Source organism: Pseudomonas sp. A-RE-19 (genome assembly GCF_019956555.1).
Taxonomy (GTDB): domain Bacteria; phylum Pseudomonadota; class Gammaproteobacteria; order Pseudomonadales; family Pseudomonadaceae; genus Aquipseudomonas.
In genome coordinates this window covers 52619-71188 of the sequence record NZ_JAHBDQ010000017.1, presented here as the reverse complement: position 1 = coordinate 71188, position 18570 = coordinate 52619, and the positions used below count along the sequence as shown (strand labels likewise).

Genomic DNA, 18570 nt, shown 5'->3' with positions numbered 1-18570 from the left:
GGCGATGGCCTCTATTTCGAGTAACGGCGGATGGCTTGCAACAAATCTTCGACGCCTTCAGCTCGCGCTTCGTCGCTGAGACCGGGACGTGCCACATGCTCACGGGCATGGGCGTCGATGAACTGGTCCATCAAGCCATTGACCGCACCGCGGATCGCCGCGACCAGATGCAGGGTTTTGGCGCATTCGGCGTCGGATTCCAACGCCCGCTCCACCGCCTGAACCTGGCCGGCAATACGCCGGACGCGGTTTAGCAGGTCTTCTTTGTGTTCGTGGATGTGTGACATACCCATACCCCCTATCCCTATATGGCGCGCATAGTCGCCGATATGGTCAGGGTTGGCAAGGCGTTACTTGGTTTCGTCAGGTTGACCGCGTGATCGTTCTTCGCGGACAAGCCTCGCTCCTACACAGTTGGCACAAATCCCCTGTAGGAGTGGGCTTGCTGTATGGGAACGATCATAAAACTGCGCCGATCCCAATGTAGGAGTTGCCGAAGGCTGCGATCTTTTGATCTTTAATGATTCAACTGCCGCCAAAGATCAAAAGATCGCAGCCTTCGGCAGCTCCTACGCCGACCGGGTACACCCGTGGAAGCGAGCTCAGCGCATAACGACAAGCGCCATTTGTAACAACGACCAGAGTTTCAGACCAGTCCTACATCTATCAAATGCCCTTTGATATAGCGTCCGCATCGCTTTCAAAAGATGAAACAAGGACGCTCATGGTTCGCAAAAAAGACATACCTCGGGTTCAAAACCCACCGTCAGTCGACGGGCACCACATCACCAGCCGCTACATGACCGCCACCGAACTGGCAGAGCGCGACGCCAGACAAAAATCCTATGACGACATGTTGGCCCGACAGCAGGCATATGAAGACCGTTTTGTCAGGCAGCCTCAACAGCAGGACCAATCCAGCTCCATGGGTTGCGTGTTCGCCAAAAGCTGCAACCTCCCCGACGGCGTAATCAACCACGACAGCACAGCCGGGTTTGTCCCTGTCGAGAAACTGACCGACTACGGAAAAGTCTCCCTGCTGGGTGGCCGCGAAAGGGATGCAGCGGGAAACATCCCTCTCAAAAAAATCAGTGGCAGCGCGTTACCTGCTGCACTGGGAACGCTTCTTTTGGGTGGAGTTGGTACTGCTGGCACCGGGACGGGTACTGCCGGCGCAGGCATAGTGACGGCTGGTGTTGCTGCTGGCGCCTTGGCCGGAATGGTTGCATTGCTGTGGCCGTCGAGCTTGGGCGACAGCTCCCTGTACACAGAAGAACAGCTCAAATCGCTCAAGGAAGGCCGTACACGGGTTCGAGTGCATGTCGAGCAACAAGCTGATGGCACCTTGAAGGGTTATGGGTACAACACCCAGAAGCGCCGTGACTGGGAGATGATTCCTGTCGTCCGGTTCAAGAGTCAGGGTTCTCAGCAGGTGGCTGACGTTGGTGATGGGATAACCCTGATATGGACGCCAGCGGTTGACCCATCCAGCACCTCAGGAATTCCCCCGCTAGAGGCGGCACCACAAGCGCCTCAGATCTGGATTTATCCGCCAACCGAGCAGGCAGATAACATCATCGTCAACCCGATCTACCCGCCTGAGTACAAGGACTTCATTCTTGTATTTCCGGCTGACTCCGGCATTAAACCTCTCTACATCGTTTTGACCCTGGAGTTCGACGCAGCCAGTTACCATGGCAAGACTGATACACCGGTAAAAAGTAAGGGGCCTGTTAACGGACAGGAGGCACTGGATAATTCAGTACAGGTAAAACCTACCTCACCACGTCGGATCGGTGTCGACCCAGACACACAAGAGATCGTTGTCTTCGATCGTACCGGAGGGGAGGTTTACCATGGACATGTCAGGCCATGGGATAAACTCCATCAAGATATGAAAAATGCTCTGATCAAGGCAGGAAAAACCGATCACAAAGGCAACATTCAGGGAGTTAAAAAGTGAGCCTTCTCTACCAAGATCCAACAATGAGCCACGAGGAAGCGACGAGGCTTCTAACTAGCGAGGTAGAAACCAACGTTGCCGCCGCATTGATTTCTATCGGCCTGAATGAGCAAGATAAGACCTGGGCTCAGAACACCTGCCTGAAGTACCTCGAGAGTGAGTCTGAATCGGTTGCAGCATCTGCCATCACCGCGCTCGGTCACATAGCCCGCAGACAGGGTGGTCTGGATTTGGGTGCTGTACGTCCGGCTCTTGAACAGGTGAAGGAAAGATTTCCCTCCCTGGAAGGGATTGTGGCGGACACCTTTGATGATATTGAGACATTCACCTGATTCTCCCGTCAGCAAATGAGACTGAAGATCGCCAAGATCGCAGTCTTCGGCAACTCCTACGCCGACGGGGTACACCCGTGGAATCGAAGCCGTACACAAATCCGTAGGAGCTGCCGCAGGCTGCGATCTTTTGGGGCAGACAACACTAAACTGGCAGTCATCAAGGCAAGCCCCTCTGGCCACAAAAACCAAAAACCCGCCATTTCTGTAAGAAGAAATGGCGGGGTTTGTCGTTTCAGCTCACACAGCGATCAATCATCCCGCGTCAGCACTTCCAGCAATTCAATCTCGAAAATCAGATTCGAATTCGGGGTAATCGCACCCATCGTCCGCTCACCATAAGCCAGGTGCGCCGGCACCAGCAGCTTGCGTTTGCCACCGACCTGCATGCCCATGATCCCTTGATCCCAGCCCTTGATCACCCGCCCCGTGCCAATCACGCATTGGAACGGCTTACCCCGGCTGTAGGAAGAATCGAATTCAGTACCGTCTTCCAGCCATCCGCGATATTGAGTGGTGATCAGTGCGCCTCTGACGGCGGCTTTGCCGTCGCCCACTTCAAGGTCGATTACCTGCAATTCATCATTCATTACATTCACTCTAGTGTGCGCTTGCCAGAACGGGCTTCATGGGCGCCGTTTTCCCAGAAATACAGGCAGTTGGCAACCGTTTCGGTCTGTCTCCGGCAGTGGTCGTGAACTAAGATACCCACCACCTCCTCCAAGGTTCGATTCACCATGATCACAATTTCTGAATGAGTCTGCTCTGGACCAGCATCGCCTTCGGCTCGGTGCCCCTTGCCCTGATCATCGCGCTGATCTGGCGCGAGCGCTCGCTGCGAAAGCAGTTGGCCGAATGCCGTGCGCTGATCGACAGCCTCACCGAGGGACAGAGCATTCACCAGGACGGTGATGCCGAACGCTTCAAACGCAGCCAGTACTTCGCCCGCATCGGCACCTGGGACTGGGAGGTCGATACCGACAAGCTTTATTGGTCGGACGCGATCTACGGCATGTTCGGATTCAAGATCGGCGAGGTGACGCCCTCCTACGCGCTGTTCTGCGCCTGCGTGCACCCGGACGACCGGGTCAGGGTCCGCGCCGGAGAACTGCGTTGCCTGGAAACCGGTGAAAATCACGACGAGGAATACCGCGTGGTCTGGCCGGACGGCAGCATCCGCTGGCTGCGGGAAACCGGCAATGTGGTGAAGAACGACCATAACGCAACGATCAAAATGATGGGCGTGGTACGCGACATCACCGAAGAAAAGGCCTCCGCCAGTTACCTGCAACACCTGGCCCATTACGACCCGCTGACCGGTTTGCCCAATCGCCTGGTGCTCGAAGAACGCCTGTCCGAGGCGCTGGAGCAGGCCCGCGTCAGTGCCACGCGGGTTGCCCTGGTGTTTGTCGACCTCAATGGCTTCAAGGCGATCAACGATCACTATGGCCATGCGGCCGGTGACCGCGTGCTGATCACCACCGCGACACGCTTGAAGAAGATTCTGCGCTCGACCGACACCGTCGCACGGATCGGTGGTGACGAGTTCGTGGTGATCCTCCAAGGCCTTTCCCAAGGCAACAGCCTGCAAGACGAAGCCCGCAGCATCTGCCAGAAAATCTTCGTCGAACTCGCCCCGCCAGTCACCATCGGCAACGACCAGCGTCACATTGGCAGCAGCCTCGGCGTGGCGGTGTTCCCCGACCATGCGCCGAGCATGGACCGCTTGATTCATATCGCGGACCTGGCGATGTATGAGGCTAAACGCAGTGGGAATAATCAGTATCGGTTGGGCGGTCAGGCAGTGAGCCCCAGCCGGGTCGACTAACCCGTTCCGTCCTTGCGTTGGCCAAAGGGAATGCCGTTAAAGGTGTGGGTGCAGCACGGACAGTAAAGCGTCTCTCCGACTCTGTCCGATCCCTTACGCCTGCATTGATCCGTTCAACGCATCAATGCATGCCAACTATGCAATTAACATATCGATGGCCCTGCTCCACTATCCGCCCTAATAAGAACCGTGCACCGCGTCCAGGCAGTGCACGTCATAAAAGCGGTGGAGTACACGTCAATGACAACATCAATCCATTCCGGTAGCTCCCGGGCCAGTTCGATTTTCCGGGTGACCTCGGGCAACTTCCTCGAACAATTCGATTTCTTCCTTTTCGGCTTTTATGCCACGCAGATCGCTGCCGTGTTTTTCCCGGCCAGCAGCGAATTCGCGTCCCTGATGATGACCTTCGCGGTGTTTGGCGCAGGCTTCCTGATGCGCCCGTTGGGCGCCGTGGTGCTGGGCGCTTACATCGATGATGTGGGACGCCGCAAGGGGTTGATCGTGACTCTGTCGATCATGGCCAGCGGTACGATTCTGATTGTGCTGGTGCCCGGTTACGACACCATCGGGCTGTTCGCTCCAGCCATCGTGCTGATCGGCCGATTGCTGCAAGGCTTCTCGGCCGGTGCGGAACTGGGCGGTGTATCGGTATACCTTTCGGAAATCGCCACGCCCGGCAACAAAGGCTTCTTCACCAGTTGGCAATCAGCGAGCCAGCAGGTGGCGATCATCATTGCGGCGGCTTTGGGCTACGGTCTGAACCAATGGATGGCGCCGACGATGATTGCCGATTGGGGCTGGCGGATTCCGTTTTTCGTCGGCTGCATGATCGTGCCATTCATCTTCTTCCTGCGCCGTAACCTGGAAGAAACCGAAGAGTTCGCCGCCCGTAAACATCGGCCTGGCATGGCCGAGGTGTTCCGCACCCTGGCGCAGAACTGGGTCATCGTGTTCGCCGGAATGATGATGGTCGCCCTGACCACTACCGCGTTCTATCTGATCACCGTGTACGCGCCGACCTTCGGCAAAACCGTGCTGCACCTGAGCACCTCCGATGCGCTGTTGGTGACCTTGCTGGTGGGAGTTTCGAACTTTTTCTGGCTGCCGATTGGCGGCGCACTGTCGGATCGCATCGGTCGTCGCCCGGTACTGATCGCCATGGCGTTGCTGACGTTGGCCACCGCCTACCCTGCGCTGACCTATCTGGTGCAAGCACCGAGTTTCATCAACATGCTGCTGGTGCTGCTGTGGCTGTCGTTCATTTATGGCTTGTACAACGGCGCGATGATCGCGGCGCTCACGGAAATCATGCCGGTCGAAGTTCGGGTCGCCGGTTTCTCTTTGGCTTATAGCCTGGCGACGGCGGTGTTTGGCGGTTTCACACCGGCGATATCGACCTTCCTGATCCAGTACACCGGCGACAAGGCTGCACCCGGGTACTGGATGAGTTTCGCCGCACTCTGTGCCTTGTGCGCAACGCTGTTTCTCTATCGCCGTGCCTCTGGCCGCCTGCATCCGGCCGTGTCGTAAACCCCGACCTCTAACTGCGAGAGCCATTCGATGAAAAAATTTTTCAACTTCACCGCCCTGGCCCTAGTGATCAGCCTCGGTTTGAGTGCAGTCGCCCAGGCCGAAGAAATCCGTGTGATGACTTCCGGTGGTTTCACCGCGGCCTACAAGATCCTCGGCCCGAAATTTGCCGAGTCTACCGGCAACACTCTGGACACCGCCCTGGGTCCATCCATGGGAAAAGCCCCGGAAGCCATTCCCAATCGTCTGGCCCGTGGCGAACAAGCCGACGTGGTCATCATGGTCGGTTATGCCCTCGACGACCTGATCAAGCAAGGCAAAGTCGATCCCGCTTCACGGGTCGAACTGGCGGATTCACGAATCGGCCTGGTAGTGCGTGAAGGTGCGCCGAAGCCGGACATCAGCTCGGAGGAAGGCCTGAAAAAAACCTTGCTCGATGCCAAATCAGTCGCCTATTCCGACAGTGCCAGCGGCGTGTACATCGAACAGCAACTGTTCAAGCGCCTCGGCATCGAAAACCAGCTCAAACCCAAGTCAAAGATGATCCCGAAAATCCCGGTGGGCTCGGTTGTTGCCACCGGCGACTATCAACTGGGCTTCCAGCAGGTCAGCGAATTGCTGCCGGTGCCGGGAGTGAGCTTTGTGGCGAAGATTCCGGAATCGGTGCAATCGGTCACCCGTTTCGCCGCCGGCATTCCGGTCAATGCGCAACACCCAGCCGAGGCCAAGGCACTGCTTGAGTACCTGGCCTCCACCGCAGCTCAGCCGGATGTAAAAGCAACGGGGCTGGACTCGGTCAGCCGCTGACCGAGGGTTGCTGGACTTTCATTTCCACCACCAGGCGCTCCAACGCCAATGCCGCCGGGGTTAACGTACGACCCCGGCGCTTGATCAAACCAACACTGCGCATCACCTGCGGATCGGTCAGCGGTACCCGCGTCAGAATCGGGTGGTCCGCCGCCGGCATCGCCATCAACGGCACCGCTGCCACGCCCAACCCGGCCTCTACCAGACCGATCATGGTCGTCACATGACGGGTTTCGCAGATGCTCGGCCGCTTGGGTACCACGCCAGCCAGCGCTTGATCCAGCAGAAATCGATTGCCCGAAGTCTTGTCCAGCGAGATGTAATCCTGCTGATAGAACTCATCCCACGTCACACTGCTGCGTCCCGCCAAGGGATGATCTCGTCTGCACGCCACCACATAACCTTCCTGCACCAACTGCTCGAACTCGACTTCGACCTCCAGAGCCCCCATGAAACTCAGGCCGAAATCCGCTTCACCGTTGACGACGGCGCTCAATACCTCGTGGGCACTGGAATCGAGCACCTTGACCTTGATCCGCGGAAATTGCCGGTGGTAGTGGGCGATCACACGCGGCATGAAGTAGTACGCCGCAGACGGTACACACGCGACGGTCACGTGGCCGAGCCGGCTCGAAGCGACTTCACTGATACCTAAAAGCGCAACGTCGAGGTCATCCAGCAAGCGCTCAACGCTGGGCAAGAAACCGCGTCCGGCCTGAGTCAGACTGACCCGTCGAGTGGTGCGCTCGAACAATTTCACGCCCAGAGCGTCTTCGAGCTTTTCGATCCGCCGGCTAAGGGCCGGTTGGGAAATACGCACCGTGTCCGCAGCCTTTCGAAAGCTGCCCTGCTCCACCACGGCGCGGAAGGCTTGCAAGTCGTTAAGGTCGAAGTTGATGGCCATGGTGCGCACTCGGGAACGAAACGGATTGATCAGCTTATCCTATGAATGTAACCAATTGATGCTAAATGTAACAACATCGTTGTCGCCTGCTCACGATACCGGTGTGTCGGCGCATAACGTTTTCGTTCATGGCTGACGCATCCAGTGTCAGCCTTTATCCTATGCGCCCCCGCCGTACCGAGTTAATGGAGTTTCGCCATGCCCCACGAAGGCAATCTGTTGCAAGCCGCTGTCGTCTTTTTATTCGCGGCAGTGCTCACCGTGCCCTTGGCCAAGCGCCTGCAGCTGGGGGCGGTGCTGGGTTATCTGTTTGCCGGGGTGATCATCGGGCCGTCGGTGCTGGGCTTGATCGGTAATCCGCAAAGCGTCAGCCACATCTCTGAACTCGGGGTGGTGTTATTGCTGTTCATCATCGGCCTTGAGCTGTCGCCTCGACGCTTGTGGGTGATGCGCAAATCGGTGTTCGGCGTGGGCCTGGCGCAGGTGCTGCTGACCGGTTCGGTGATTGGTGTGCTGGCGTTGTTCGTGTTCGGTCAATCCCTGAACAGCGCCATTGTGCTGGGCCTTGGCCTGGCGTTGTCGTCCACGGCGTTTGGCCTGCAAAGCCTGGCCGAGCGCAAAGAGTTGACCAGCCCCCACGGGCGGCTGGCGTTCGCGATTTTGCTGTTCCAGGACATCGCCGCGATCCCGCTGATCGCGATGGTGCCGCTGCTGGCCGGCGGCGATCACACCAGCAGTGCCGCCGAAGATCTGAACCATGGCTTGCGGGTGCTGGGCAGTATCGCGGTGGTGGTGATTGGCGGGCGGTATTTGTTGCGACCGGTGTTTCGCGTGGTGGCCAGGACCGGTCTGCCGGAGGTGTCCACCGCGACCGCGTTGCTGGTGGTGATTGGCACCGCGTGGTTGATGGATCTGGTCGGCGTGTCCATGGCACTCGGCGCGTTCCTCGCCGGTTTGCTGCTGGCGGATTCCGAATATCGCCACGAACTGGAAGCGCAGATCGAACCGTTCAAGGGCCTGCTGCTGGGGCTGTTTTTCATCAGCGTCGGCATGGGCGCCAATTTGAGTCTGCTGCTGAGCGCCCCGGTCGTGGTGCTGGGGCTGACCGTGCTGCTGATCGCCATCAAGTTGCCGCTGCTGTTTGTGGTCGGTCGACTGGCCGGGGGGTTGGGCAAGGTCAATGCGATTCGCTTGGGCATTGTGTTGGCGGCCGGTGGTGAATTTGCCTTTGTGGTGTTCAAGATCGGCCGGGATCAGGGCTTGTTCGAGCCGCGCCTGTACGACTTGCTGGTGCTGACCATCACCCTGTCGATGGCGCTGACACCGCTGTTGCTGCTGGCCTGCGCACGACTGGTCAAGCCCAAGGTTCAACCGGTAGAGGTGCCGCAGAAGTTCCGCGAAATCGACACCGACACGCCACGCGTGGTCATCGCCGGCATGGGCCGTATGGGGCAGATCGTGGCGCGGATTCTGCGGGCGCAGAACATCAAGTTCGTGGCGCTGGACACGTCAGTGGAAACCATCGAACTGTCCCGCAGCTTCGGCGGCGTGCCGGTGTTCTACGGCGACCCGATGCGCCCGGAAATCCTCAGCGCGGCCAAGGTCGAGCAAGCGGAATTTTTCGTGATCGCCACCGATGATCCGGACACCAACATCAAGACCGCCGAGTTGGTGCACAAGCTTTATCCGCACATCAAAATCATCGCCCGCGCCCGTAACCGTCAGCATGTGCACCGGTTGGTGGATGTCGGGGCTCAAGCGGTGCGGGAAACCTATTATTCGAGCCTGGAAATGACCCGGCGGACCCTGGTCGGCCTGGGCCTGACGCAAGCCCAGGCCGATGCGCGGATCAAGCGCTTTACCCATCACGATGAACAGGTGCTGGAGGCTCAGCATGCGGTGTATGACGATGCGGCCAAGGTGATGCAGACGGCGCAGGAAGCACGGGCGGAATTGGCGAAGTTGTTTGAGTCGGATCAGTTGGAAGAGGAAGCGGGTAAGGTTTGAGGTGACGGTGAGGGACTCATCGCGGGCAAGCCTCGCTCCTACAGGGATATCACACAGTCTGTAGGAGCGAGGCTTGCCCGCGAAGAACGATAACGCGGTACATGGAATAAATAACAACGACCAAGGAGTCCACGATGGCTGACCAACCCGCCCCCGCCCTGAAGGAAATCTTCAACGCCGAACGCCTCGCGCACATCGCCACCGAGATGACGGCCGTCTATCCCGGGTTCGATGCCAAGGCCTTCCTGAAGCTGGCCAAAACCGGTCTGGCGGACCTCTCGGTCATGCAACGCATGGCCCGCGTCAGTGAATGTCTGCACGCGGTGTTGCCGCTCGGTTATGAAGAATCCCTCGACGTCCTGCGCGCCCTCGCCCCGCGTCTGAACAGCGCCTTCGTCAGCATGTTCCTGCCACACTACGTCGCCACTTACGGCGCTCACACGTTCGACCTGTCGATGGACGCGCTCAAATACTTCACGGCCTTCGGCTCATCGGAATTCGCGATCCGGCACTTTCTGCGCCGTGATATCGAACGCTCGTTGGCGCTGATGCACGACTGGTCGCTGGATGACAACGAACACGTCCGGCGCCTGGCCAGCGAAGGCAGCCGACCGCGCCTGCCCTGGTCGTTCCGCCTGGAGCCGGTCCAGGCGGACCCGACACTGGCGGCCGCGATCCTCGACAACCTCAAGGCCGACGACAGCCTGTACGTGCGCAAATCCGTGGCCAACCACCTCAACGACATCACCAAAGACCATCCCGAGTGGGTGCTGGACCTGATCGAGGGCTGGTCGCTGGAAAACAAACACACGGCGTGGATCGCCAGACACGCTCTGCGTAGTTTGATCAAACAAGGTAACAAGCAGGCGCTGGCAATCATTGGTGCGGGCGGCAAGCCCGAGGTTGAAATCATTGACGTGCAGGTTGAGCCAGCGGTGATTCGACTGGGAGAGAAAATCACTTTGTCCTTCGCGGTGAAATCCACCGTGCCGGAGAGTCAGCGACTGGTGATCGACTACGCGATTGATTACGTCAAAGCCAACGGCAGCACGTCAGCGAAGGTGTTCAAGCTCAAGGCAACGACTCTGCCCGGCAAGGCTACCGAAACCATCGCCCGTAGCCAGCACATCAAAGAACTCACCACCCGAAAGCATTATCTTGGCCTGCACGCCGTGCATATTCTGGTCAACGGCGAACGGCTGGCCATCACGGCGTTCGAAATCCGTCCTTAAAACACGCCCCCTGTAGGAGCGAGGCTTGCCCGCGAAGGCGTCAGGTCTGTCACACCGCGTTATCGTTCTTCGCGGGCAAGCCTCGCTCCTACAAAGGGAATGCAGTCCACACCTACTCAGGCGTATTAATGTGATCTAGAACCCGATTCGCGGTGATCTCCGCCACCATGATGCTGTTTGAAATGCCCAGCAGTGCGTAGCGCGACCCACCCTCCAGATGATCCACCAACTGATGGACCATCACATCGACCGAGGCCAGCGTCTCGACCAAAAAAACCGCCAGGGTTTCGGTAGTCGCCTCTGGGTCCACGGCAAATAGCTTGCTGGGTTTACGCGCGGTGGCTTTGATGTCGGCATTCGACGGGAAGTGGAAGTCGAGAGCCCGCTTGGCGGACTCGTTGAGCTGCTTTGAATCGGGTTCGTACGGGGATATCGGATCGGTGTCCGGCGGATTTGGCGTAACTTTGAACATGTCTTAGATTCCTGATGTGGGCTCCCATCACTTCTCTACTAAAGAAGGGGTGGCAGCTGTACGCAGGTTAGTAGACCGGGGAATCTAAGAAGCCGGCGCGCCCAAGGACGCCCTACGTACAGCTACCATCAAAATGCAGGCGCAAAGCCCGACTGATAGAAGCGTCGTACGTCTTAGATTTAGCCACGGGCTACTAAACCCGATCACTGATGAGCAGCGACAGGAATCAAGTTACCGAGCGGCCCCTAGACGCACAAGCCGGCGGATTCTGTCTTACGTGTAGGGGGTGGCGCAAGGCGTTGTAGCCTTTGGATGGTAACGGCAAGCTTCATTTAAACGATCGCAATTTTTCTTGTTTAAATGGGCTATAGGTTAGGTTGGTGAACTCGCCAAATAGTACGCAACCAAAGCATTGGCATGCCCGTGCCCCATACCGTGTTCAGCCTTCAGCCAAGCCACCATTTCCATATGCTTCTTTGTGCTCACTGTTCCCAGCAGATCCAGCCAGTGGTTGATTGGCTGGCCGTATTTTTTCTCGATCGATGGGAAATACGACGCCGGGCCTTTGGTTTTTGTATCGTCGGTCATGTTGCAAGCTCCCTTTATCGCGACGGAGTATCGGATAACGCTCCTTGTCGTCATGCCATAGAGTGGACGCCAAGCGTTATCCCGGCAAGCACCCTGCTCCCCCTCAAGCGACCCGACTTGTTATTGCGAACAGCTTGGCTGGGTTCGCGGGAGCCTGTCATAACACTCCGTCTCGACGATGAAATTCACCTGCCAAGTCTTCTGACCTGCTGCCAATATCGGCTCGTCGAGGAACCGGTAATCGCTCATAGCCTTCAGCACCGCTTGGTCGATAGACCTATCGCCCGAGCTTTCCAGCACTGAGATTTGAGGCACAACCGAACCAGGGTTACCTACCAGTTGTAGCGTGACCAGTTTGCCGGCAGCGCCTGACTTGAACTGCTTCGCCAGGGCTTGCTGAACGTCCACCTCCGTGCTTTTGAGGCTTCTATCGAGGCTATCGATCCATATTTCGTTGTAGTGCTTTACCTGTTCGGCCGACAGAACCAGGCCCTTACCGCGTAGCCGCTGTACACCTTGCCATGGAGCATCGTCGACGTACTTGGCGGCGTTCAGGTAATGCGCCAGCGCCCCTTTCAGATCCTGCGGACCACCTCTGCCGTCCTCCATGAATTGGGCCAACTTGGCCTCACTGTCCAGATTTCCGGGTGCGGTGACGGCCAACTGATAAAACTGCCTGGCCTCAACAAGGTTGGGTGCCTGGCCGATGCCCTCTTCCGCCATGCGAGCCAATTGTTCATAGCCTGCTGCCTTCCCGACGGCCACGGACTGATAGAGGGTCTTGGCTCTATGTATGTCCTGCGGCACGCCGTAGCCACGTTCATACAGAAAGCCGAGCACGAGTTTGCATAGGAGGTTGCCGTTCTCGCTGGATTCGCGGATGTTTTCGACCTGCTCCGCAGTGGTGTTTTCTTTATCCATAAGAAGCCTGCAACGGAGGCCGGTTTGGAAGTCCTCCTGAGGACTGGGCGGGGTAGCTTGGCATCCTGCAATGAGGGCCGTGAGCACCAGTAAAACAACAGCCTTGTTCATGGATTGCATCCGTTGAAGTCGAACTCTTTTCTGACCGGGCGCCTTCGAGCAAGTCGAATCGTCGCACCGCCGCTCCCACAGGGGATTGGGGTGGGGGCGGGTCAGTCCTTTTTGCTCGGGAGCGTGTCTTTCGCATCCGGGGTGACGAAAGCGATTGCCTTATAGGTCTTCTGGCCCGGAGGCATGATTGGATCGGCGGGGAATCGGTAGTCGCTAAAGGCCTGCATCACCTTTTGGTCGATGGCGCTATTACCCGAACTTTCCAGCAGCGAGATCACAGGCACCAACAAACCGGGGGTGAACTCCAGCTGTACCCGAACAAGTTTGCTGGCAGGAACCGACATGTTCTCCTTCGCCAGAGTTTTCTGAATGGCCTTGATCTTTTTTCTGACGTCGTGCTGCACGCTGTTGATAAAGATATTGTTGTAGCTCTGTTGCTGTTCGATCGTCAGGGTCAGGCCTTTGGCCCGCATCCGTTCCATGCCTTTCCATGAAGCGCTGCCGACGATCCCGGCGGCGTTCAGGTAAAGCTCCAGCGCACCTTGGAAGTCCTGCGGCCCACCTATGCCCTCCTCCATGAACTCAGCCAGCTTGGCCTCAACGTCGGTATTCCCGGGTTTGGTGACGGCACGCTGATAAAACTGTCTGGCCTCAACCAGGTTGGGCGGACCACCAATGCCTTTTTCCGCCATACGGCCGAGTTGGGCATAGGCCGCCGGATCCACGTCGGCCACGGATTGATAGAGAGCCTTGGCCTGCGGTATGTCTTGTGCGACACCTTGGCCACGCTCGTACATGTGGCCGAGGATCATCGTGCACGCCTTATCGCCGCGCTCGCTGAGATCGCGTATGTAATCAACCTCCAGCGAGCCGATGGGTTTCTGGCCCCAGTAAGCAAAGCAGCGCAGGCCCGGGGGATATTGAGCGGCCGGATTGTTGAAAGGGATGATGGGTTGGCATCCTGCAATCAGGGCCGTGAGCACTAGTAAAACAACAGCCTTGTTCATGTATTGCATCCGTTGAAATCGTCCGTGTTGTCATCGGCAGTCGTGACGAAAAAATGAGTCGCTGATTCTGTGGTGAGGGATTCGGTTAACAAGCTATCCCAACAACACCCCCCTGCGCCGTCTCACACAATCCCCGTAGGAGCGAGGCTTGCCCGCGAAGGCGTCAGGTCTGGCACACCGCGTTATCGTTCTTCGCGGGCAAGCCTCGCTCCTACAGGGGAATGGTTCCTTGGAGCAGATCCCGCTCGCGCTCACACAACTCCACCACGTAATCCCATAACACCCGCAGCCTCACGGACTTGTGCAACTCACGCCGCGTGCTGATCCAATAACTGCGCTGGATGCTTTCATCCGGCAGCAACGGCACCAGGTCCGGATCGGCGCTGGCCATGTAGCACGGCAGCACGGCGATCCCCAGGCCCGAGCGCGCGGCGTGTTGCTGGGCGATGACGCTGGTGCTGTGGAAGACCACCTGGGGGTTGCGGCAGAAGCTGTTGAGGAACATCAGTTCCTGGCTGAACAGCAAGTCGTCGACGTAGCCGATCCACGCATGGCGGCCGAGGTCTTCGCGGCTGCGCAGTGGCGGCGCGCGGTCCAGATAGGCCTGGCTGGCGTAGAGTGCCAGGCGATAGTCAGTGAGTTTGCGGGTGACCAGCATGTCGGCGGCCGGGCGTTCCAGGTGAATGCTGATTTCCGCTTCTCGGTTGAGGATGCTGACGAAGCGCGGCACCGCCACCAATTCCACCTCCAGCCCCGGATAGCGTTCGAACAACCCGTTCATGCGACTGGCGAGGAACATGATGCCCAGCCCCTCCGTCACCCCGACGCGGATCTTGCCCAGCGGCGCGGATGATTGGGTGATTTCTTCCTGAGCCAGCAGCGCGACGTTTTCCATGGCTTCAGCGTGTTTGAGCAGCGCTTCACCGGCCGGGGTCAGTTCGTAGCCCTGAGCATGTTGGACGAACAGCGCGGTGCCGAGGCTTTTTTCAATGGCTTCGATGTGCCGGGCCACGGTGGCGTGGGTGGTGTTCAAACGGCGAGCGGCGGTGAGCAAGCGGCCGCTGCGCTGCAATTCGAGAAAAAACCGCAGGTCATTCCAGTCGAACATGAACCATCCTTGACGTTATGCCCTTAATTAGGCTGTTTAAAAACGCACAGCAGCTGCGCAAAAACTAACATTCTTTTAACGAAAGCTAACAACTAGGATGACCGACAACAAGAACAACAATACGAGGTCAGGGATGCAGACTTCCCTTGATGAATACGATTACATCGTGGTCGGCGCCGGGCCGGCCGGTTGTTTGCTGGCCAATCGACTGTCGGCCAACCCGCAACACCGCGTGCTGCTGCTCGAGGCCGGCGGCCGCGACAATTACCCATGGATTCACATCCCCGTGGGTTACCTGTTCTGCATCGGCAACCCGCGCACCGACTGGTGCTTCAAGACCGAAGCGCAACCGGGCCTGCAAGGCCGCGCCCTGAGCTACCCGCGCGGCAAAGTGCTCGGCGGCTGTTCTTCGATCAACGGCATGATCTACATGCGCGGCCAGGCCGGCGACTACGACGGTTGGGCGGCCGAGGGCAATCCCGGCTGGAGCTGGCAAGACGTGCTGCCCCTGTTCAAACACAGCGAAAACCATTTTGCCGGCGACTCGGAATTTCACGGCGCTGCCGGCGAATGGCGAATCGAACGGCAACGGCTGTCGTGGCCGATCCTCGACGCCTTCCGCACCGCTGCCGAGCAAAGCGGCATTGCCAGCATCGATGACTTCAACCAGGGCGACAACGAAGGCTGTGGCTATTTCCAGGTCAACCAGAAAGCCGGGATACGCTGGAATGCGGCCAAGGCGTTTCTCAAACCGATCCGCCAGCGCGCCAATCTGACGGTGCTGACCGATGTCGAAGTGGACCGTGTATTGCTGGGAAATGGCCGTGCCTCGGCGGTCAACGCACGCTGGCAAGGCCAGGCCAAAACCTTCAAGGCACGTAAGGAAATCGTCCTGTGTGCCGGTTCCGTCGGCTCACCGGGCATCCTCCAGCGTTCCGGCATCGGCCCTCGCCCGCTGCTGCAAAAACTGGGCATCGGCGTAGCCCATGAACTGCCCGGCGTGGGCGGCAACCTGCAGGATCATCTGCAACTGCGGCTGATCTACAAACTGGAAAACGCCCGCACCCTGAACCAGATCGCCGGCACGCTGTGGGGCAAGATGGGCATGGGCCTGCGTTACCTGTATGACCGCAGCGGCCCGCTGTCCATGGCGCCCAGCCAGCTCGGTGCCTTCGCGCGTTCGGGGCCGGAGCAGACATCGGCGAATCTCGAATATCACGTGCAACCACTGTCGCTGGAGCGTTTCGGCGAGCCGTTGCACGCCTTCCCTGCCTTCACTGCGTCGGTCTGCGATCTGCGCCCGCAAAGCCGTGGCCGGATAGACATTCGCTCCGCCGACCCACGGGAGGCGCCGCTGATTCAGCCCAACTACCTGAGCCATCCCGAAGACTTGCGAGTGGCAGCCGATGCCATTCGCCTGACCCGTCGCATCGTCTCCGCGCCTGCCTTGCAAGCGTTCAAACCGGTCGAGTACCTGCCCGGCGACAGCTTGCAGAGCGAAGAACAATTGCACGAAGCCGCCGCCCGGATCGGCACAACGATTTTCCACCCGGTGGGCACCTGTCGGATGGGCAACGATGCGGACGCGGTGGTCGACGCCGAGTTGCGCGTCCATGGCATCCCCGGCCTGCGCATCGCCGACGCCTCGATCATGCCGCGCATCACCTCGGGCAACACCTGCTCGCCGACGTTGATGATTGCCGAGAAAGCCGCGCAATTGATCCTCAACCCCAACACAAGGAGCGTGCCCCCCGAAAAACAACAGACCACACCGGCCTGAAGCAACGCGCAATCAATGTAGGAGCTGGTGCGGCCTGCGATCTTTTGGCGTCCTTGAAGGTGCTGGAAGGTCAAGATCAAAAGATCGCAGCCTTCGGCAGCTCCTACGGGGGAAGGAGTACATCCGATTGATCGAGCCGAACACAGTCCATGTAGGAGCTGGCGGAGCCTGCGATCTTTTGGCGTCTGAAGGCGCTGGAAGGTCAAGATCAAAAGATCGCAGCCTTCGGCAGCTCCTACGGGGAAGGGGTACACCCGATACATCGATAGTAGCGGCACCCGCCCACAAGGCTGGCGCCGACAGTGGAACAACAAAAACAATCACTGTGAGGGATACCGATATGTCAGAACATGTTCAATCTTTAGAAGCTGTCCGCAGCGCCGGCACCACTCAGGAAACCCAGAAAGTCATCTTTGCCTCGTCCCTCGGGACGGTGTTCGAGTGGTACGACTTTTTTCTCTACGGCGCCCTCGCGGCGGTCATCAGTAAACAGTTTTTCGCCGGGGTCAACGACACCACGGCGTTCATCTTCGCGCTGATGGCGTTTGCCGCCGGCTTCATCGTGCGGCCGTTCGGTGCACTGGTGTTCGGACGGTTGGGGGACATGATCGGGCGTAAATACACCTTCCTCGCGACCATCGTCCTCATGGGCCTGGCGACCTTCTGCGTCGGCTTGCTGCCAACCTACGCGAGTATCGGCATCGCCGCGCCGATCATTCTTGTGGTGCTGCGCATGCTTCAGGGCCTGGCGCTGGGCGGTGAGTACGGTGGCGCGGCCACTTACGTCGCCGAACACGCACCGATCGGCAAACGCGGTTTCCATACCAGCTGGATTCAGTCCACCGCCACCCTCGGCCTGCTGCTGTCGCTGCTGGTGGTGCTCGGCTGCCGTTACTTCACCGGTGATCAGTTCGAAGTCTGGGGCTGGCGCATTCCGTTTCTGTTTTCGATCGTGCTGCTGGGCATCTCGACCTGGATTCGCTTGAGCCTGCATGAGTCGCCTGCGTTCGTGAAAATGAAAGAGGAAGGCAAACTCTGCAAGTCGCCGCTGCGCGATTCCTTCGGCAAGTGGGAAAACCTCAAAGTGGTGCTGATTGCACTATTCAGCATCAATGCCGGGCAAGCGGTGACCTTCTACGCGGCGCAGTTCTACGTGCTGTTCTTCCTCACCCAGTTCCTGAAAATGGACCCGGCCCTGGCCAACAGCCTGTTGATTGTCAGTGTGATCATCGGCGCACCGTTCTTCATCTTTTTTGGCTGGCTGTCGGACAAGGTCGGGCGCAAACCGGTGCTGATGATCGGCCTGTTACTGGCTACCGCGCTGTACTTCCCAATCTTCAAGACCCTGGCCCATTACGCCAACCCGGCTATCGACCAGGCCAGCCGCCAGGCACCGATCACCGTGCTGGCCGACCCGGCCACCTGCACCTTCCAGTTCGACCCGGTGGGCAAGGCCAAATTTGATAGCCCGTGCGACAAGGTCAAAACCTTCCTGGTCAAACAGGGCCTGCCCTACAACAGCGAAGCGGCCCCGGCCGGCAGCGGCGTGCAGGTCAGCATCGGCGAGGTGAAAATCGATGGCTACGACGAGGCCGCCCTGCGCGGCGCGGTGACCCTGGCCGGGTATCCGTCACAAGCCGATACCCAACTGATCAACAAACCGATGATCGTGGCGTTGATCGTCGCGCTGATCATCATCTCCGCCATGTGCTATGGCCCGCTGGCGGCGCTGATGGTCGAACTGTTCCCGACCCGCATCCGCTACACGTCCATGTCCCTGCCCTATCACATCGGCAATGGCTGGTTCGGTGGTTTCCTGCCAACGGTGTCGTTTGCCCTGGTGGTGTATACCGGGGATATCTTCTATGGGCTGTGGTACCCGGTGGTGATTACCGGGTTGAGCCTGGTGGTGGGGATGATGTGTTTGCGTGAGACGAAGAATGTGGATCTGGACAAGAACTGACGACACGTAACTCT

At 58.6% G+C, this 18570-nt stretch carries 17 protein-coding genes; 9 read left to right on the top strand and 8 right to left on the bottom strand.

Annotation, left to right across the window (positions count from 1 at the left end; genetic code table 11):
* Window positions 1–11: 11 nt before the first annotated feature.
* The gene (locus tag KGB14_RS12975; RefSeq protein WP_038984207.1) at window positions 12–287 is read right to left on the bottom strand and encodes a metal/formaldehyde-sensitive transcriptional repressor; all 276 of its coding nucleotides are present in this window, start codon (window positions 285–287) and stop codon (window positions 12–14) included.
* A gap of 437 nt (window positions 288–724) precedes the next feature.
* Between KGB14_RS12975 and KGB14_RS12970 the strand changes: the two genes are divergently transcribed.
* Both KGB14_RS12970 and KGB14_RS12965 read left to right on the top strand, forming a co-directional pair.
* Window positions 725–1963: an S-type pyocin domain-containing protein gene (locus KGB14_RS12970; protein ID WP_223487185.1), complete on the top strand. Its 1239-nt coding sequence runs from the start codon at window positions 725–727 to the stop codon at window positions 1961–1963.
* Window positions 1960–2295, top strand: coding sequence for a hypothetical protein (locus KGB14_RS12965; protein ID WP_223487183.1), 336 nt, complete (start codon window positions 1960–1962; stop codon window positions 2293–2295). Before KGB14_RS12970 ends, KGB14_RS12965 begins: the two co-directional genes overlap by 4 nt.
* A gap of 251 nt (window positions 2296–2546) precedes the next feature.
* Here the strand turns inward: KGB14_RS12965 and KGB14_RS12960 are convergent, their stop codons facing one another.
* Complete coding sequence (locus tag KGB14_RS12960; RefSeq protein ID WP_223487180.1) at window positions 2547–2885, bottom strand: FKBP-type peptidyl-prolyl cis-trans isomerase; 339 nt, start codon at window positions 2883–2885, stop codon at window positions 2547–2549.
* Window positions 2886–3049: 164 nt separating this feature from the next.
* Between KGB14_RS12960 and KGB14_RS12955 the strand changes: the two genes are divergently transcribed.
* The 3 genes from KGB14_RS12955 (at window position 3050) to KGB14_RS12945 (ending at window position 6463) form a co-directional block, all read left to right on the top strand.
* Window positions 3050–4123 carry a sensor domain-containing diguanylate cyclase gene (locus KGB14_RS12955; protein WP_223487177.1) on the top strand — a complete coding sequence of 358 codons (1074 nt, stop codon included), beginning with the start codon at window positions 3050–3052 and terminating at the stop codon, window positions 4121–4123.
* Between the two features lie 240 nt (window positions 4124–4363).
* Window positions 4364–5656, top strand: a complete 1293-nt coding sequence (locus tag KGB14_RS12950) for an MFS transporter (protein WP_223487175.1) — start codon at window positions 4364–4366, stop codon at window positions 5654–5656.
* Between the two features lie 30 nt (window positions 5657–5686).
* Window positions 5687–6463 carry a substrate-binding domain-containing protein gene (locus tag KGB14_RS12945; protein WP_223487173.1) on the top strand — a complete coding sequence of 259 codons (777 nt, stop codon included), beginning with the start codon at window positions 5687–5689 and terminating at the stop codon, window positions 6461–6463.
* Here KGB14_RS12945 and KGB14_RS12940 read toward each other — a convergent pair.
* The gene (locus KGB14_RS12940) at window positions 6453–7367 is read right to left on the bottom strand and encodes a LysR family transcriptional regulator (RefSeq protein ID WP_223487171.1); all 915 of its coding nucleotides are present in this window, start codon (window positions 7365–7367) and stop codon (window positions 6453–6455) included. The two genes, KGB14_RS12945 and KGB14_RS12940, sit on opposite strands and share 11 nt — an antisense overlap.
* Window positions 7368–7565: 198 nt before the next feature.
* Here KGB14_RS12940 and KGB14_RS12935 point away from each other — a divergent pair, with 198 nt between their 5' ends.
* Window positions 7566–9374 (top strand): monovalent cation:proton antiporter-2 (CPA2) family protein, encoded by a 1809-nt coding sequence (locus KGB14_RS12935; protein ID WP_223487169.1) that lies wholly within the window; start codon window positions 7566–7568, stop codon window positions 9372–9374.
* Window positions 9375–9508: 134 nt separating this feature from the next.
* Window positions 9509–10606, top strand: coding sequence for a DNA alkylation repair protein (locus KGB14_RS12930; RefSeq protein WP_223487167.1), 1098 nt, complete (start codon window positions 9509–9511; stop codon window positions 10604–10606).
* A gap of 112 nt (window positions 10607–10718) precedes the next feature.
* On the opposite strand, the gene KGB14_RS12925 is transcribed toward KGB14_RS12930, so the two are convergent.
* The 5 genes from KGB14_RS12925 to KGB14_RS12905 form a co-directional block, all read right to left on the bottom strand.
* On the bottom strand, window positions 10719–11078 hold the full coding sequence (locus KGB14_RS12925; protein ID WP_223487165.1) for a DUF6124 family protein: 360 nt from the start codon (window positions 11076–11078) through the stop codon (window positions 10719–10721).
* A 372-nt stretch (window positions 11079–11450) separates the two neighbouring features.
* Window positions 11451–11666 carry a DUF4287 domain-containing protein gene (locus tag KGB14_RS12920; RefSeq protein WP_223487163.1) on the bottom strand — a complete coding sequence of 72 codons (216 nt, stop codon included), beginning with the start codon at window positions 11664–11666 and terminating at the stop codon, window positions 11451–11453.
* A 120-nt stretch (window positions 11667–11786) separates the two neighbouring features.
* Window positions 11787–12698 carry a sel1 repeat family protein gene (locus KGB14_RS12915; RefSeq protein ID WP_223487161.1) on the bottom strand — a complete coding sequence of 304 codons (912 nt, stop codon included), beginning with the start codon at window positions 12696–12698 and terminating at the stop codon, window positions 11787–11789.
* 101 nt (window positions 12699–12799) lie between these two features.
* Window positions 12800–13705, bottom strand: coding sequence for a tetratricopeptide repeat protein (locus tag KGB14_RS12910; protein WP_223487158.1), 906 nt, complete (start codon window positions 13703–13705; stop codon window positions 12800–12802).
* A 211-nt stretch (window positions 13706–13916) separates the two neighbouring features.
* Window positions 13917–14813, bottom strand: a complete 897-nt coding sequence (locus KGB14_RS12905) for a LysR family transcriptional regulator (protein WP_223487155.1) — start codon at window positions 14811–14813, stop codon at window positions 13917–13919.
* 133 nt (window positions 14814–14946) lie between these two features.
* Here KGB14_RS12905 and KGB14_RS12900 point away from each other — a divergent pair, with 133 nt between their 5' ends.
* Together KGB14_RS12900 and KGB14_RS12895 are read left to right on the top strand one after the other, a co-directional pair.
* Entirely contained in the window at window positions 14947–16593 is a 1647-nt protein-coding gene (locus tag KGB14_RS12900; RefSeq protein WP_223487154.1) for a GMC family oxidoreductase, read from the top strand.
* A gap of 340 nt (window positions 16594–16933) precedes the next feature.
* Window positions 16934–18556, top strand: a complete 1623-nt coding sequence (locus tag KGB14_RS12895; protein ID WP_223487152.1) for an MFS transporter — start codon at window positions 16934–16936, stop codon at window positions 18554–18556.
* Window positions 18557–18570 lie beyond the last annotated feature (14 nt).